This is a genomic window from Bacillus sp. BD59S (assembly GCF_007363175.1).
Classification (GTDB): Bacteria; Bacillota; Bacilli; order Bacillales; family Bacillaceae_G; genus Bacillus_A; species Bacillus_A pacificus.
Window position 1 is genome coordinate 2319297 of record NZ_CP034686.1, and the last position, 15919, is coordinate 2335215.

17 protein-coding genes and 1 pseudogene are annotated in these 15919 nt (G+C 31.8%); 16 read left to right on the forward strand and 2 right to left on the reverse strand.

Annotation, left to right across the window (positions count from 1 at the left end; genetic code table 11):
* The first annotated feature begins 171 nt into the window (after nt 1-171).
* The 7 genes and pseudogenes from EKQ63_RS13950 to EKQ63_RS13975 all read left to right on the forward strand — a co-directional run bounded on the left by EKQ63_RS13950 (nt 172) and on the right by EKQ63_RS13975 (nt 5886).
* On the forward strand, nt 172-483 hold the full coding sequence (locus tag EKQ63_RS13950; protein WP_143881150.1) for a heterocycloanthracin/sonorensin family bacteriocin: 312 nt from the start codon (nt 172-174) through the stop codon (nt 481-483).
* A gap of 16 nt (nt 484-499) precedes the next feature.
* A pseudogene (locus EKQ63_RS30700) lies at nt 500-613 on the forward strand (site-specific integrase); the annotation flags it as partial.
* A 223-nt stretch (nt 614-836) separates the two neighbouring features.
* The gene (locus tag EKQ63_RS13955; protein ID WP_172801685.1) at nt 837-1316 is read left to right on the forward strand and encodes a homoserine dehydrogenase; all 480 of its coding nucleotides are present in this window, start codon (nt 837-839) and stop codon (nt 1314-1316) included.
* Nucleotides 1317-1615: 299 nt separating this feature from the next.
* Complete coding sequence (locus EKQ63_RS13960; RefSeq protein WP_143881151.1) at nt 1616-4003, forward strand: RNaseH domain-containing protein; 2388 nt, start codon at nt 1616-1618, stop codon at nt 4001-4003.
* Nucleotides 4004-4211: 208 nt separating this feature from the next.
* The gene (locus EKQ63_RS13965; protein WP_097610133.1) at nt 4212-4982 is read left to right on the forward strand and encodes a DUF3959 family protein; all 771 of its coding nucleotides are present in this window, start codon (nt 4212-4214) and stop codon (nt 4980-4982) included.
* Nucleotides 4983-5125: 143 nt separating this feature from the next.
* Nucleotides 5126-5542, forward strand: coding sequence for a DUF3995 domain-containing protein (locus EKQ63_RS13970; protein ID WP_087953600.1), 417 nt, complete (start codon nt 5126-5128; stop codon nt 5540-5542).
* Between the two features lie 140 nt (nt 5543-5682).
* Nucleotides 5683-5886 carry a hypothetical protein gene (locus EKQ63_RS13975; RefSeq protein ID WP_014893685.1) on the forward strand — a complete coding sequence of 68 codons (204 nt, stop codon included), beginning with the start codon at nt 5683-5685 and terminating at the stop codon, nt 5884-5886.
* Nucleotides 5887-6268: 382 nt separating this feature from the next.
* On the opposite strand, the gene EKQ63_RS13980 is transcribed toward EKQ63_RS13975, so the two are convergent.
* Nucleotides 6269-6481, reverse strand: coding sequence for a hypothetical protein (locus tag EKQ63_RS13980; protein ID WP_087953599.1), 213 nt, complete (start codon nt 6479-6481; stop codon nt 6269-6271).
* 177 nt (nt 6482-6658) lie between these two features.
* Here EKQ63_RS13980 and EKQ63_RS13985 point away from each other — a divergent pair, with 177 nt between their 5' ends.
* The 6 genes from EKQ63_RS13985 to EKQ63_RS14010 all read left to right on the forward strand — a co-directional run bounded on the left by EKQ63_RS13985 (nt 6659) and on the right by EKQ63_RS14010 (nt 12010).
* Nucleotides 6659-7663 carry a DUF1835 domain-containing protein gene (locus EKQ63_RS13985; protein ID WP_087997316.1) on the forward strand — a complete coding sequence of 335 codons (1005 nt, stop codon included), beginning with the start codon at nt 6659-6661 and terminating at the stop codon, nt 7661-7663.
* A gap of 147 nt (nt 7664-7810) precedes the next feature.
* Nucleotides 7811-8215: a hypothetical protein gene (locus tag EKQ63_RS13990; RefSeq protein WP_000282687.1), complete on the forward strand. Its 405-nt coding sequence runs from the start codon at nt 7811-7813 to the stop codon at nt 8213-8215.
* Between the two features lie 159 nt (nt 8216-8374).
* On the forward strand, nt 8375-9610 hold the full coding sequence (locus tag EKQ63_RS13995; protein WP_087997315.1) for a cytochrome P450 family protein: 1236 nt from the start codon (nt 8375-8377) through the stop codon (nt 9608-9610).
* Nucleotides 9611-9878: 268 nt separating this feature from the next.
* Nucleotides 9879-11162: an MFS transporter gene (locus EKQ63_RS14000; protein ID WP_087997314.1), complete on the forward strand. Its 1284-nt coding sequence runs from the start codon at nt 9879-9881 to the stop codon at nt 11160-11162.
* The gene (locus EKQ63_RS14005; RefSeq protein WP_143881152.1) at nt 11152-11784 is read left to right on the forward strand and encodes a Vat family streptogramin A O-acetyltransferase; all 633 of its coding nucleotides are present in this window, start codon (nt 11152-11154) and stop codon (nt 11782-11784) included. Before EKQ63_RS14000 ends, EKQ63_RS14005 begins: the two co-directional genes overlap by 11 nt.
* Nucleotides 11785-11854: 70 nt before the next feature.
* Nucleotides 11855-12010: a DUF1540 domain-containing protein gene (locus EKQ63_RS14010; RefSeq protein ID WP_000046091.1), complete on the forward strand. Its 156-nt coding sequence runs from the start codon at nt 11855-11857 to the stop codon at nt 12008-12010.
* 101 nt (nt 12011-12111) lie between these two features.
* Here the strand turns inward: EKQ63_RS14010 and EKQ63_RS14015 are convergent, their stop codons facing one another.
* Nucleotides 12112-12609 carry a PadR family transcriptional regulator gene (locus tag EKQ63_RS14015; RefSeq protein WP_087953594.1) on the reverse strand — a complete coding sequence of 166 codons (498 nt, stop codon included), beginning with the start codon at nt 12607-12609 and terminating at the stop codon, nt 12112-12114.
* A 140-nt stretch (nt 12610-12749) separates the two neighbouring features.
* Between EKQ63_RS14015 and EKQ63_RS14020 the strand changes: the two genes are divergently transcribed.
* The 3 genes from EKQ63_RS14020 (at nt 12750) to EKQ63_RS14030 (ending at nt 15674) form a co-directional block, all read left to right on the forward strand.
* Nucleotides 12750-13964, forward strand: a complete 1215-nt coding sequence (locus EKQ63_RS14020; RefSeq protein ID WP_087953593.1) for a cytochrome P450 — start codon at nt 12750-12752, stop codon at nt 13962-13964.
* Between the two features lie 113 nt (nt 13965-14077).
* Nucleotides 14078-14656, forward strand: coding sequence for a cysteine dioxygenase family protein (locus tag EKQ63_RS14025; RefSeq protein WP_087997312.1), 579 nt, complete (start codon nt 14078-14080; stop codon nt 14654-14656).
* Nucleotides 14657-14819: 163 nt separating this feature from the next.
* Complete coding sequence (locus tag EKQ63_RS14030; protein ID WP_143881153.1) at nt 14820-15674, forward strand: Cof-type HAD-IIB family hydrolase; 855 nt, start codon at nt 14820-14822, stop codon at nt 15672-15674.
* Nucleotides 15675-15919 lie beyond the last annotated feature (245 nt).

The following is a 15919-nucleotide window of genomic DNA, read 5'->3' on the forward strand; positions in this document are numbered from 1 at the left end:
AGCCCATAGTAAAAATAGGTACATAAACAAGGTGCATCATCTAGTGTTAAGTCATACTTTGTTGGTGTATGAATTGAACTTAGTTTATAGCGCTATTTCTACTTAGATTTAACGAACAGAGATATAGGAAAGCATCGATGAGGTTTTATTTTATAAACGGAGGTTATGAAAATGAATCAGTTTCAACAAGAACTACAAGCGTTAAGCCTTAATGATTACCGGTCTGGAGATATTGTGTATTGGGATCAGCAAAACCAATATCCATATTACTATATTGAAGATGCTGCTCGTCGCTGTGGAGGTTGTGGTCGCTGTGGAGGTTGTGGTGGTTGTGGCGGTTGTGCAGGTCGCTGTGGTGGATTCCGTTGTTTTGGTTGCTTCGGTTGTTTTGGTTGTTTTAGTTGTGGCGGTTGTGGCAGCTGTGGTAGTTGCTCTAATTGTTTTAATGGTACTTCTGATGCTATTGTAATATATGAATATTGACTACATTTATTAATAAAAAACATTAGCTTTATACATGTACATGCCGACAAAGAATATAGCTATCGCTAATGGATATATAGGTGTAAATCAAGGTGAGGTAGATAAAGCGATGACTAGATTTAAAATCTAATCATTGCTTTTTTTATGGATTTATCATCAAATGTCTGTCTAATTTAAGGAGTGATTTCTACTAGCTAGTGTGTAGCTAATGAAATTATTACAAATGTGTAAGGTTAATGTAATGTTAATAGATAGTAAATTAAGAGGCTTGAGTGTATTTTAAATAGGATTAAAAAGTACTGTTTATCTATATAATAATGGGTAAATAATATTTAATTAGGAAGTGTATTAAAATGATTGAATTTAAATCTATTATCCATTCGTACAAACTAAAGAGAAAAATAGCTAAGGATTTATACGGAAAAAGAGATGAATTGACAATGTTATTAAATGAACTTAATTACATGAAAAGTACTGTAACATCTGAAAAGAAGAAAGATAATATATTATCTCGTTTAGAATTAATTTATCAAAATATGAAATTAGATAAGCTGTATCCTCTTCCAGTTGCTTGTAATAGTAAATTATTGGAACGATTAGAAAAAGAATCTCTACATACTATTGAGGATGGTGTAAACTGTCTACATTACATGTTAGATATGAATTATGAGAAAATAAAACAATATGGATCGAATACAAGTAGGTCATTTGTTCCGTTATCGCAGTCTTCCATTTGTCTTGCTGATTGTATTTGTTTAACAGGATTTGTATTAGGTTTACTAGGAGCAATTTCATTTGGAGGATTCATATTATCCTTATGTTCAATTACATAATGGTTCATACTTTTAAGAAGAGCACCGACTTAAGGTGTTCTTTTTTAGTTTTATTGTAAAGTTATTGTAAATGATAAATACATTAAGTTATTTATATTGTATAATTTGAATGTATTGAAATATTGTTTTAAGGGGGCTGTATATGATAATTACTTTTTATTTTAAAATGAGCTGTTTCAATAATATATAATTCGGAGAAATGTTTTTTACTTTTCTTTTAAATACTTGATTTAAATGGATTAGAGCAAGTGCTAGTTTTTTGACAATCAAGACAAATAAAGAAAGGAAGTAATGATTTTATGAACAAACTAAGACTGTTAACATTTGAAAATATAGTAGAACCTCTTTTAAACGAAAGCGTATCATTTATATATTTTCCTATTGAATGGCTCGATATTGTAGAGATACATTATAAGACATTTTTATTAACGAGTAAGTTGAAACGATTAAATGAAAGATTATATGATATGTTTTCTGATATATTATTTATTCAGCATAATCCATATGTATTAAACGAAAATACACCATGGATTGTATGTAAAGAACCTATTAGAAAAGAACAACTCGATTATATTTTTCAAAGTTGGTATGAGATTATTCATGATTGGAAACCGAATAAATTAATAGAATCGCCAAAATATGAATGGCATTACGATTTAATTTCTAATTTAACAGTACTACATGATAAGGAAGTATATACTAAGTGGGTGCCCGCTTTAATTTCACATATTTTTTGTGAACGTCCTGTACAATTAGAAAATATACACGAAGAAGATATATATTTTTCTCCTCTTAGATCACAAAATATTTGTGAGGCGATGTCAGAGCCTATTAAAGATGAAAAAACAGAAGACTATTTCGCCTATGTATTTCGGTTCGAATATATAACGCGCGGAGGAGAGAACATTCCATTATTAAATGTTTCAATAGGAATTCGGAGGTTTTATCAAGAGTATAACCATCCAGATATTCCTTTGCTTTTGAGACGAAAACGGGGCATGATATTAATTTCTACTCCAGAATTTGCATTGAATAATAAAAAATTACGGTTTGTAAAACTAAAAGTACAACAAGCTACAAATGGTATTAAGTGGATTAAAATATTTAGAAATTTAAAAGATGATTTTCATATAGGTGGAGAAGTTGAATTAGAACATATTCTTCAATATCCGAAAGATTATATGCTAGGAGCAAATCTTAGAGTGTTGCTTCCATACAATGAGAGAATATATAAAGTTCAAGGTACTAAAATAAAATCTGGTATAAAAGCAAAAGAAAGAGAGTATCTATTTAAAGGGTTTCAGCAAAAATTTTCTTATTTCACATTACTACCAGAATGTAAAAGGATGGAAACGGATAATAGGAAAGAATTATTCCCTTTAATTGCACCAAAAGGATTAGAGACTATAACGCTAGAAATATGGTCTGAAAAAATATCGCTGGAAGTAGAACAAGCTTTATTTGAAAGTGAAATGGTGTTAGCTCAAATCAGTGAGTCATCATATATATTAAATGCAGATTCTCCAGTATTGTTAAAAATAGTAAGATGTAATATTGAAAAGGTATTGCAAAATCCATATAAAATGCAATACTGCCAGAAGTATAAAATGAATTTAGTAGAGGATGTTATGAAAGCGGTTTATGCTACTGCAGGTGAGCGCAATGATGCGACTTTGGCGTTAATTGCAATGAAAAATTGTGATGGACGTGAAAAAATTGATCCAAAGCAAATTGTTAGAGAAGGATTTGCAAGAACAAACCGTATTTCAGCATTTATAAATTTATTTATAGGCCAAAGTGTATCTCGTAAAACGATTATAAATGGTATTTTGAGTTTATTAGAACAAAAAGGATTTTTGAAACGTAGTTGGAATAAGATAAATTTACCTTGTACATATGTTAATTTATCAATTGAACGAATCTCGAAATTTGATTTCTTACCTATTTTTTCACAAATTAAAGGAAAAGAAATTTTATATAAATTATATGGGAATACAGAGTGGCAAACGATTGATCGTCTATTATTGAATATAAATAAACATACTACCTTTTTACCGCAGCCTTCAAAAAGAAATGATATGGGCATTCAATTTAAACAATTTGTTTCTGAAACATTAGCGGAAATTTTACAACATGCAAAAGAGCAAAATGAGCAAGTATACTTCATTATAGATGCGAATGTAAGAAAACATTGGATAAAAGAGGTGCAAAATGAAAAAATTGATATAGATACTTTCCCTGACATTGTTCCAGATGTGCTAAAGGTTCCAAACTTAAATGCTGTAAGAATAAATACATCTTTTGATGTACCAAAATACGGTGTGATAGAATGTGATGACGTACTGGATAGTACGAGTTTATATATAGATCAAAAGGGAATGTATTATAGCACTGGTGAGTATCTGTGTAATGATAGTGAAACATTGCATCAATATATACTTGAAATATTACCTCTAGGTGTAAAAGCTGTTGAAAGGAACTATATTGCCAAAATGGTACATTATATGTGCTGTAATTCAAGTATGCTTTTGGAAAAGAATATACACATGCCATATTCTATGCATATGGCGAAAGTAATAAAGAGCTATATGACGGATATAGATGCAAGAGAGTTTAAAGAGTTTGATGATGAATTGGATGTAGATATTCTAAAAATAGAGAAGAAAGATTCAATTATTCTACTTTAAATAATAATAGACAAATCCTGTTCATTATATAGGTCAGGATTTGTCATTTTTTCATGTAAATAAGGATATCTTTTGTCATGTATCTTCTCTTTTACATATTTACTTTATTTCCATACAGGATTAAGATGTTTTTTAGAAATGAAAAACTACACCATGTGGAAAAGCAATATGAATTGACTCAAAAGAAATTTGAAAGGAATGAGGAATTGTGAAGAAATTAGATGTGCTATTAATGCTATTAAGCGGCCTCTTTCCAGTTGCAGGAATTATGAAACAAATCCCACTAGAACAATCTTTATATATTGGAGGCCTTTTATTTTTCACCAGTTTCGGTAGTTATTTTGCGAAAAAAATATATTCACGTATATGTAGTTGGATAGCGTATGCGCCATTTATTACACTACTGTTAGTCATTTGGCATCAAGATATTTCAACAAGTTCAATCATAGCGAATGCAAAAATTGCTGCTTGTATCGCTTTAATCCCATGTTTATTCCGTTTTCGTACATATGGGCTTACTTTCGGTTTATTCGCATTATGGGCTGCTTTACTATGGGATATTAAAGAAGTGCAGTCGTTAGTCATACTTGAACGTATGTCGAGTTTAATGACAAGTAATTTCAAATATCTTATGCTTTTAGTTGGTGGACTTATATTAGGTGGATTAATTGCTATGTTATTACACCGTAAAGAAGAGGATTATAAAGAAAATATAACTTTATTTCAACAAAAAAAGAAACGTAAAAAGCGATCATTTAAGATTCCGATCCCAAGATTACCGAAATTTAAGTTAAAATTATTTAAGTTCGGTGGAAAAGTATCGAAACAAAAAACGCCTGAAAAAATACGTGAGCATAATTACGAAGAACCCACTGCAGTTGCAACATATGAAATGGCAGAGCAAATACCTCAATATAAAGAAGAGACTTCTCAAGGACAAACGAGGATGGAACGTCGTAGAAATAGGTATAATGCATAATGAAATTAAAAGCCCTTTAATGATTAATCAATTTTAAGAAAAATCATTAAGGGGTTTTTTATGTTATTAAAAATAGATTGCTAAGGTGAAATTTATAGCATACTCTAAAATCGAGGACTAAAATAAAATAATGGGAGGACAAAATGTTTATTATTACATATATTTCTGTCTGTATATTATTTTTAGTTAGCTTTTTACATGTTTATTGGGCTTTTGGAGGTAAGTGGGCGACAAATAGTGTCATTCCAACAAAAGCTGGAGAAAAGGCTTTTACACCAGGTACAGGGATGACTTTGTTCATTGCGTTTTTACTAAGTATGGCAGCGATAATTTTATTACAACAAACAAATATTGTTCATTTCGCATTTCCTAATATTATTGTTCGAATGGGATCCTGGGTTTGTATGGTTGTTTTTTTTCTAAGAGTAATAGGTGAATTTCATTATTTTGGTATCTTTAAACGAAAAAAAGATACGCGTTTTGCTAGAATGGATACTGTTTTATTTATACCACTTTGTGCATTTCTATCTTTATCATTTTTACTCGCAATTATAATATGAACAAATATTAGTATCAGTTTTTTTCATATTAAATATAAACGTAAATTGGCAAGTGTAAAAGTGTAAAATCTAGTATTAAATAAAAAGGATGTAAGCGCCTTTTTATCGAATTATAGATTATTATGAAAGGCGGGTGCACGATGAAGTATGTAAAAGTCAGTATGAATGGCGGAAGTGAACATAAATTTTCGATGACTTTAGAGCGGTTTGAAAAACTTATTACAACAGAGAATGGACTATTAGAAAATAAATTAGTTAGTATTGAAAATGTAATGATTAATCCTACTAATATATCTTCTGTAGTTGAAAAAATTGGTGTACCGGCTAAGTTTATGGAAGCTTAAAAATTGGTACATAAAAAACATCCACGGAGGATGTTTTTTTTATGTATAAATATGTTAATTGTACAATGAATTTATGAGGAGAATTTAAAGTGATACTTCGTACATGCACAAAAAATAAGTACAAGCATATATTAGATAGTGGGACAAGACCTTCGTGTCCTACTTAATACTCAGAAAAACCTCTATCACATGAGAGCATCTGATTGCAGGGTGCTCTTTTTTTATCCCACTTTAATGGGCAGTAAGACCCCACCTCAAAATTCAGCGAAAGCAAAGAAGTTAGGTGGGGGTCGGGCTGCCCATTAAAGTCCGATTGATGAGGGCTAATAATCAGTGGGGATGAAGAACCCCCCCTGATTAAAGTTTCACTTTATCCGGATCTTTAACTTTTAATTTTAAACATGTCTTTGATGCTCATAAATATTAAAAATAAAATAATAGCAAAAATTAAGTTAGATAAATAGAAATCTTGATGAAATAGTAATTCAAAGATGACATCAAAAGCATACAAAAAGGCGATAGTAGGTAATATACAAATAAATATAAATCTCCAATTTTTTAGATAATGTTTATAATTAGGAAATATTTTCTCCATAAACATAGCTCCTATAATTTTTATTTTCTATATAATTATACATTTAAATAAAAAGATTTACAAAAGGTTATTTAGCAATCTTTCTAATACATGATTTGACTAAAAAACTTTTAATGAGTAACACTTAAATGATACACTATAATCTACGTTATTTTTGAAATGAATAGAGGGATTTACATGATAGATAAAATTAAAAATGCTGTAGAGGATATGCACGAAGATGAGGCAAAACATTTACTTCAAAGTATTCTAATCCAATTAAATTTATTAGAAGAAAAGTATAGTGAAGATACTATTAAAAATTTGATGGATATTTCTAGGCAACTAACGAGTAATACATCTTATAAAAGAAATGTAAAAGAAAGCTCACACGTACATATTGCTTTTGATGATTCAACAGCTGGATGTTTAAAGCATATGCTGGGTCAAGAAGAACGATTGGAAGAGATGGTCGTTGCTTTTTCTGAATTCTTTTCAATTGGGCCGATAAATAAGTTACATATGAATGAAGGGCAACTAGCAAGACAGGAATGGTTAGTAAACAACTTAAATGCTTATGAAAATTATTTTGAAGAAGAGTATTTACCAAGGTTTTTAAAAACTATAGAAGAACTACATGCTATACCTATTGAAATCCCTATTACAATTTGGAAAGCCGATAACGCACATGAACATGTAGGTCTATGTTTTGTAATGGCGCAATTAAAAGATAAGAAAAATATTCGCGTTATGAATACATCTGATGCAAGTAAAAAAATATTAAAACTAGAGTATGCGATTCGTGGAACTGGAGAGTTAGCACCTGAAAGTTTAGCTCTAATTCAAAAAAGTTTTGTAAAATTGCCGTATTTAACTGTAGAGAAACGTATGCAGTTTGAACAAGAGTGGGATAGTCTATCGAAAAGTACGGAATTTTTAAGAGTTTGGACAGACAATGAAGTACGTTCTGTACAAGAAAATTATTTTGATCAATTTATTATTGAATGCGCGAAAAGTATAGGCGCTGATCAAGAATTCCGAAAAGCTCCTAGAGTAATTGGTGAAGCACTTGGTCTTGTAGAACAATCAGTTGGCGATACGTTTTTAGAATATCGCTTAAAGGAATTAATTAAACAAGAAGTATTTGAATTTGAAGGTTCATTAGATGAAATGCGTTTCTATAGTGTGAAATTAAGAAAATAATACATCTATTCTGTTTATGAAGAAGCTCGTATTTTTAAATACGAGCTTTATTTTTTGTTGAATTTAGGCTATACATAAGCTTCCCAGAGAGGGCATATCACATATGAATGGTAAAGACAATGAATAAAAAGAAGGTGATTTATTAATATGTATAACCAGCAAAATTATCCATATGATCAAGCGATGTATTATAATCCACAAAACTACGGGTATGAACCTACAAATGAAGTGAGAGATATTGAACAAGAAGATTACAGACCAGATGATGCGGAAGATGCTCCAACGTCACCACCTCCGTCACAAGCGCCGTCGTTACCGTCTACATTTGCTTCTCCTGCACAACCAGGTAATATGAAATCATGGATGTGTAACTGTCTAGGAAGATGGGGCTATTTACGCTTACATCGTCCTGGTCCTTTTGGAAGGGATTTATGGTTCTTCCCGACTGAAGTGAGAAGAAATGGAGTATCAGGTTACACGTGGCAAGGTGGTCGTCGTCGTAAAGTAAGTTATCGCTATCAACAAATTAGTAATTTTATGTGCTTCGCATAAAGAGAAGTGAGGGAGTGAAACGATTTTACTTTCTCACTTTTTATTTTTCAATATACGAAGTAATATTTTGATTAAAAATTTACAATTTTCGCGTTTTTATTAGAGTATAATGCATATGTTGGGTTGGTTTTCAACAACAAATGAGAGTGAGGGAATACAATGTCAATGAAAAATAAAGTTGGGTTAAGCATAGAGGATGGCATTAATTTAGCTTCAGCTCAGTTTAAAGAAGATGCGTATGAAATTTATAAAGAATCGAGAAAAAAACAACCAATATTATTTGTAAACCAAGTTGAAATCGGTAAAGAATGGCTTATTACTAGATATGAAGATGCTCTGCCACTTTTAAAAGATAATCGTTTAAAAAAAGATTGGACAAATGTGTTTTCTCAAGATACAAAGAACATGTATCTTTCCGTTGATAATAGTGACCACTTAACAACACATATGCTAAATTCAGATCCACCTAACCACAGTCGTTTACGATCTTTAGTTCAAAAAGCTTTTACACCGAAGATGATTGCACAATTAGACGGAAGAATTCAGAGAATAGCAGATGATTTGATAGGTGATATAGAGCGAAAAGGTACATTAAATCTTGTGGATGATTATTCATTTCCATTACCAATTATTGTGATAAGTGAGATGCTCGGTATTCCAAAAGAAGATCAAGCGAAATTTAGAATTTGGTCTCATGCTGTTATTGCATCACCAGAAACACCTGAAGAAATAAAAGAAACTGAAAAACAACTATCTGAGTTTATTACATATCTTCAATATTTAGTTGATATGAAACGAAAAGGGCCAAAAGAAGACTTGGTGAGTGCTTTAATACTTGCAGAGAGTGAAGGGCATAAACTGAGCGCTCGGGAACTATATTCAATGATAATGCTATTAATTGTAGCAGGACATGAGACGACAGTGAATTTAATTACAAATACGGTATTAGCACTTCTTGAAAATCCAAATCAATTACAGTTATTAAAAGATAATCCAAAATTAATTGATTCGGCTATAGAGGAAGGATTACGTTATTATTCTCCAGTTGAGGTTACAACTGCAAGATGGGCAGCAGAACCTTTTCAAATTCACCATCAAACAATACAGAAGGGAGATATGGTTATTATCGCATTGGCTTCAGCGAACCGTGATGAAACAGTATTTGAAAATCCAGAAATATTTGATATTACACGGGAGAACAACCGTCACATTGCCTTTGGCCATGGTAGTCATTTCTGCTTAGGAGCTCCACTTGCGAGGTTAGAAGCAAAGATTGCTATTACTACTTTATTTAATCGAATGCCTAAACTACAAATAAAAGGGAATCGTGAAGACATTAAGTGGCAAGGTAATTATTTAATGCGTTCTTTAGAGGAATTACCATTAACATTCTAGAATATTTATTGTAAGACATGCATACATAGAAAATGATTTACATAGAGTATGTATGTGTTATTTAAATTCGAAACGGAAGGGTGAAAACATCCCAATGATCAACTAATTCTATTTGTAAGAGATCTTCGTTAAAAAACGAAATATTCTTCTGAATAGGATTAGTCTGTACATTTTTAGAAAAGGGATGTATTTCGCTCTGCGAAAAATATAGTCTTTTCATATGATTTGTGCTGCCTCCTGTTCAGAACATGAAATAGGAGGCTTTTTTATGTCGACAAATGTAGAAACGAAACAAAATAATGGGGTATCACAAGTATTGAAGAATAGATTTGTACAGGGAATTTTAGCTTCAGCATTATTTTTACAAATTGGAATATGGGTTCGGAACTTTGCCGTATTACTATATGTAATGGAAATGACAAAAGGTGATGCTTTTGCTATTTCGATGATTTCAGTGGCGGAATTTGCTCCAATTTTCATCTTTTCCTTTATTGGTGGAACGTTTGCTGATAGGTGGAAGCCGAAGAAGACAATGATATGGTGTGAAACGTTAAGTTCTATTTCAGTATTTGCTGTATTAATTACTCTTATGTTTGGTACGTGGAAAATTGTGTTTTTTGTCACGCTTATTTCTGCAATTCTTTCGCAATTTTCTCAACCATCTGGTATGAAATTGTTTAAACAGCATTTATCAACGGAACAAATCCAATTAGCGATGTCTATATATCAAACAATTTTTGCGATTTTTATGGTGCTAGGACCGATTCTGGGGACATTTATTTTCCATAGTTTTGGAATTTATATTTCAATCATCATAACAGGTATCGCTTTTTTACTGGCAGCAGCTGTGTTGTTATTTCTTCCGAAAGATCTTGAGAATGATAATGAGAAGAAAGAAATCACTTTATTACAGGAAATGCTGGACGGTATTAAATACGTAAAAAAGAAAAAGGCATTAACTTTGCTAGGGCTTTGTTTTATGGCAGCAGGACTAGGAATTGGTTTAATTCAGCCGTTAGGTATTTTTATTGTAACTGAGCAGTTAGGATTATCAAAAGAGAGTTTACAATGGTTACTAACAGTAAATGGTGCAGGAATGATTGTTGGCGGTGCTTTAGCGATGGTGTTTGCAAAAAACGTTGCGCCGCAAAAGATGTTAATTATCGGTATGTTTGGTCAGGCAATCGGCATCGGTATTATAGGTTATTCCACCAATTTATGGGTAACACTCACAGCACAACTTTTTAGCGGTTTAGCTCTTCCTTGTATTCAAATAGGTATTAATACGCTCATTATTCAAAATAGTGATACTGATTTTATTGGTCGTGTAAATGGCATTTTAAGTCCGCTATTCACCGGTTCAATGGTAGTAACAATGAGTATTGCTGGTTCATTAAAAGAAATATTCTCATTAAGTACGATGTATGAAGGCACAGCTTTACTATTTATAATTGGATTATTATTTATTTTACCTATATACAATTTAAAGCCAGTAATAGCGGTAGAAAGTGAAATGGATAGGAAAGGAAGTGCTGTGCAACATGAATCCTAATCCAAATGTTAAATACCCTATCGAAGGAAATAAAAATGTTCACTTTATAAAAAATACAATAACGAAAGCTAGTATACTCGCCGGAGACTATTCATATTATGATGCGAAAGATGGAGAAACATTTGAAGATCGAGTACTCCATCATTATGAATTTCTTGGTGATCACCTTATCATTGGAAAGTTTTGTTGTATTGCAAATGGAGTTACCTTTATTATGAACGGAGCGAATCATCGTATGGATGGATTTTCAGCATATCCATTTAATATATTTGGAAATGGGTGGGAGAAGTATACACCTAATTTGTCTGATTTACCTTACAAAGGAGATACAGTCATAGGTAATGACGTTTGGATTGGTATGGATGCAACCATTATGCCCGGAATCAAAATAGGGGATGGTGCAATCATTGCAGCTAAATCTGTTGTGACTAGAGACGTTGCACCATATACAATTGTTGGTGGAAACCCTGCAAATAAAATAAAGGAACGATTTACAAATACAATAATAGAGGAATTACTGCAAATTCAATGGTGGCATTTTGATATTAAAAAAATAACTGAAAATATAGATGCTATTGTACAAGGGGATATAGAGCCATTAAGAAAGCTAAAAATGGAATGAAAAATGCATAACAAAGAGTATCATACCTCCGAATTTTGTTAATGATAATAGAACAAGGAGGTGTGATACTATGGCACAAGACGTTTTATGTGAAGTAAACAACTGTAAATTTTGGGCTAACGGTAATAAATGTAGCGCAGACGCAATTTATGTAGTAAGTCATAAAGGGAAACAAGCATCGACTACAGAAGAAACAGATTGCAAAACTTTCGATCCGGAAGTATAAATTTTTGAAGGGTAGCCAAATCGTGGTTGCCCTTTTATTAATTATAGTATTGATAATAAATCTCATTTTCATTCATTGTTTTTAACTTTTCTTTTATTTTTTCATATTTTCTTCATAAGTGATGTAATCCAAAGCAATTCATGTTCGATACGTGATTTACTGAAGTCAATGACTTCTGTAATAAAAAATGAGTTAGCATCAAGAGATTGAATAGCAGTAAGTTGTTTATGTAGTATGTCTTGGCGTATTGTTAAAACTTCTTTTCTCTCTTCATAATCAAGTTTTTCAAATAGCGCGATACGAACAAGAAATTCAATATTGTTTGTCGCGAGTTTTTCGGGAAACTCGCGCAACATTTCAGAAAAGATCTCTTCTCCTGTTTCAGTTATGTCGTACATATTTCGGTTTGGCTTACCGACTTGTGTATGTACTTTTTTCGTTATAGCCCCCATATTCTCAAAACGTCGAAGAGAAGGATAAAGCATATTATGATTTAATTCAAAATTCTCTCCTAACCGATTTTGGATATTTTTCTTTATTTCATACCCATATTTTGGCCCTGACGTCAATTCTGCGAGCAATAAAATATCAACATACATAAAAATCCCCCTTATTTATTTCTCAAGTTCTCCTACGAAAAATCCCCTTTAGTATATGTTAAAATAACATATGTTAGATTATACAACTTTGAATTACCGACCTATCACTTTTATTGTAAAAGAAAAGGGAGGAAAGGACTATGGCTTCGCCTGAAAATGTGATTTTAGTTCATGAAATTTCAAAGCTGAAAACGAAAGAGGAATTGTGGAATCCGTATGAGTGGTATCAATTTATGAGGGATAATCACCCAGTACATTATGATGAAGAGCAAGATGTTTGGAATGTATTTTTGTATGAGGACGTAAATCGTGTTTTATCAGACTATCGCCTGTTTTCAAGTAGAAGGGAGCGAAGACAATTCTCAATCCCTCCTTTAGAAACTAGAATAAATATAAACTCTACTGATCCACCAGAACATCGCAATGTACGTTCTATCGTTTCTAAAGCATTTACTCCAAGAAGTTTAGAACAATGGAAACCTCGAATACAGGCTATAGCAGATGAACTTGTACAGCAACTTGAAAAATGTAGTGAAGTTAATATTGTTGAACAGTTCGCTGCACCTTTACCTGTTACCGTTATTTCTGATTTATTAGGCGTACCCACAACAGATCGTAAAAAAATTAAAGAATGGTCTGATATTTTATTTATGCCGTATAGTAAAGAAAAGTTTAATGATCTGGATGTAGAAAAGGAGATAGCATTAAATGAATTTAAAGCATATCTTCTACCAATCGTTCAAGAAAAGAGATTCCATTTAACCGACGATATTATTTCAGATTTAATACGAGCTGAATATGAAGGAGAACGGTTAACCGATGAAGAAATTGTTACTTTTTCTTTAGGACTATTAGCGGCTGGCAATGAAACAACTACAAATTTAATTATTAATAGTTTTTATTGTTTCTTAGTGGATTCAGCTGGAACATATAAAGAATTAAGGAAAGAACCTACATTAATTTCAAAAGCTATTGAGGAAGTATTACGCTATCGCTTTCCAGTTACATTAGCTAGGAGGATTACAGAGGATACAAATATATTTGGACCTCTTATGAAAAAGGATCAAATGATTGTTGCGTGGGTAAGTGCAGCAAACTTAGATGAGAAAAAGTTTGCACAAGCCTCTAAATTTAATTTACACCGAATCGGAAATGAAAAGCATTTAACCTTTGGTAAAGGTGCTCACTTTTGCTTAGGCGCACCACTTGCACGATTAGAAGCTGAGATTGCATTAAAAACATTTATAAATGCTTTTGAAAAAATAGAGTTGTCTTCATCTTTCAATTTAGAAAAATGTATATTGGAGAATGAACAAACTTTGAAATTCTTACCTATCTGCTTAAAAACTCAATAAGCTGTTCGGCAAGGCACAGATTTATTGTACCTTGTTTTTTTATTTCTCAATTGTAAAATTTTAGTGGGTTATTTAGTATGGAAGTGTGTGAATAAGAGTATAGGAGGATGCTTATGTTAACGTGTAATGGAAGTAAGACGTTCCAAACATTTATTAAAGCTGTAACAGATTTAATAAATAGTAATTTGTTAGAAAATCAAATTGTTTGTGGAATTGAAAAATTATTAGAAGAACTTTTAGAAAAGAAAACATGGCTTCCGTTAGAAAAACAGAAGGCGAATTCGGCTCAATATGCACGGCACTTATTATATGAAGATCCTTTAAATCGTTTTGAAGTACTAGCTCTTGTATGGAAAGATGGACAATCGACTCCTTTACATGACCATGATGGCACATGGGGAGTAGAAGGCGTATTTACAGGAAGAATAATGGTGCAGAACTTTATACAAACTAAGCAGCTTGAAAATTCACTTGTTTATTTAACTCATACAGGAAATCTTTATTTGGGAGAAGGAGAAACAGATAAAGTCATTCCACCAGCTGATTGTCATATCCTTGAAATAGCCAAAAATGAAAGCGTTGTCACCATTCATGTTTACGGAAAACGTTTAGAAAAGTTTAAAGTATATGTCCCAACTAAAGAAAAGAATGTATACACGTGTGAGACAAAATATATTTGTTATAATTCATAGTTTAAAATCCAAAGCTCTTGCTTTGGATTTTATTTATAATTATTTCTTGACCTGAAACGCTTTTCATAAATTATAAATAAGGAGTACTTTACGAGGTCGGTATGAAAACGATACCTTTCATTTAATATGAGCTCGTGTATATATAGAAAGTGGTGAAGAAATAATGAAATTAATCGCAATTGATTTAGATGGAACTCTTCTTTCGGGTAACAAAATGATTAGTAAAGAGAATGCAGAAGCAATTCGAAAATGTCAGGAAGCTGGCCATGTTGTAGCAATTTGTACAGGTCGTTCTATCGTCGATATTGAACGATTATTATTAGAAGTTAATTTAGAGTGTCCAATTATTGCTGAAAACGGAGCGCTTATATATAAAGATAAAAAAATGATGAAGAGATATCCAATTCAAAATATGCAGGCACTCAAGATTGTAGAATATCTTGAAGAGAATGGTTTATATTATCAGCTTTATACTGATAAAGGTGTGTACGTACCGGAATATGGAGTAGAGAGTGTACGCAATGAAATCGATTATGTGAAAAATTCAAATGAAAATATCGACTTGAAAGAGTTAGAAACGATGGCAGCATTATACCTTGAACATACAGCATTTCATAGTGCTGAAAGTTGTAAACCGATTGTAGAAACAGATATACATGTGCATAAGCTTTTACCATTTTCTTATGACATGGAAAAATTAAAAAAGTTAAAAGAAACGTTTCTGCATAATACTGATTTAGCCATTACATCTTCCTATTGGCATAATTTAGAGATTAATCATCGAGACGCTCAAAAAGGAAATGGACTATATACTTTAGCGGAACATCTGAATATTCCAGTTGAAAATACTGTAGCGATAGGTGATGGGCTAAACGATGTATCCATGATGGAAAAAGCAAATCTATCAATTGCAATGGGAAATGCAGTTGAAGAAATAAAAGCGATGTGTCAATATGAAACTTTGACTAATGAAGAACATGGTGTTGCACATGCTTTGCATATGTATGTATTAGCATAAAAAGTAAAAAAGAATCCAATGAGGATTCTTTTTTACTTTTATTAGGGGTAAGGTATTCTATGAGTTTCATAGAAGCCTTATTACATTTTATTATATAGAATATATTGGAATAAATGTTTATATTTTTCATGATAATTGTGAAAATTTTATGAACTTTATATGTAATGTATTTTTATACTGTTACTAGTACGTATGAATCCATGTCAAAAATTAACGAATGTAAGGACGTTAAGGAGAGTTCTTGC

Excerpts from the sequence above, each read along its gene's own strand:
- EKQ63_RS13950 (WP_143881150.1), top strand. The coding sequence starts at position 172 with ATGAATCAGTTTCAACAAGAACTACAAGCGTTAAGCCTTAATGATTAC.
- EKQ63_RS13955 (WP_172801685.1), top strand. The coding sequence starts at position 837 with ATGATTGAATTTAAATCTATTATCCATTCGTACAAACTAAAGAGAAAA.
- EKQ63_RS13960 (WP_143881151.1), top strand. The coding sequence starts at position 1,616 with ATGAACAAACTAAGACTGTTAACATTTGAAAATATAGTAGAACCTCTT.
- EKQ63_RS13970 (WP_087953600.1), top strand. The coding sequence starts at position 5,126 with ATGTTTATTATTACATATATTTCTGTCTGTATATTATTTTTAGTTAGC.
- EKQ63_RS13975 (WP_014893685.1), top strand. The coding sequence starts at position 5,683 with ATGAAGTATGTAAAAGTCAGTATGAATGGCGGAAGTGAACATAAATTT.
- EKQ63_RS13980 (WP_087953599.1), bottom strand. The coding sequence starts at position 6,481 with ATGGAGAAAATATTTCCTAATTATAAACATTATCTAAAAAATTGGAGA.
- EKQ63_RS13985 (WP_087997316.1), top strand. The coding sequence starts at position 6,659 with ATGATAGATAAAATTAAAAATGCTGTAGAGGATATGCACGAAGATGAG.
- EKQ63_RS13990 (WP_000282687.1), top strand. The coding sequence starts at position 7,811 with ATGTATAACCAGCAAAATTATCCATATGATCAAGCGATGTATTATAAT.
- EKQ63_RS13995 (WP_087997315.1), top strand. The coding sequence starts at position 8,375 with ATGTCAATGAAAAATAAAGTTGGGTTAAGCATAGAGGATGGCATTAAT.
- EKQ63_RS14000 (WP_087997314.1), top strand. The coding sequence starts at position 9,879 with ATGTCGACAAATGTAGAAACGAAACAAAATAATGGGGTATCACAAGTA.
- EKQ63_RS14005 (WP_143881152.1), top strand. The coding sequence starts at position 11,152 with ATGAATCCTAATCCAAATGTTAAATACCCTATCGAAGGAAATAAAAAT.
- EKQ63_RS14010 (WP_000046091.1), top strand. The coding sequence starts at position 11,855 with ATGGCACAAGACGTTTTATGTGAAGTAAACAACTGTAAATTTTGGGCT.
- EKQ63_RS14015 (WP_087953594.1), bottom strand. The coding sequence starts at position 12,609 with ATGTATGTTGATATTTTATTGCTCGCAGAATTGACGTCAGGGCCAAAA.
- EKQ63_RS14020 (WP_087953593.1), top strand. The coding sequence starts at position 12,750 with ATGGCTTCGCCTGAAAATGTGATTTTAGTTCATGAAATTTCAAAGCTG.
- EKQ63_RS14025 (WP_087997312.1), top strand. The coding sequence starts at position 14,078 with ATGTTAACGTGTAATGGAAGTAAGACGTTCCAAACATTTATTAAAGCT.
- EKQ63_RS14030 (WP_143881153.1), top strand. The coding sequence starts at position 14,820 with ATGAAATTAATCGCAATTGATTTAGATGGAACTCTTCTTTCGGGTAAC.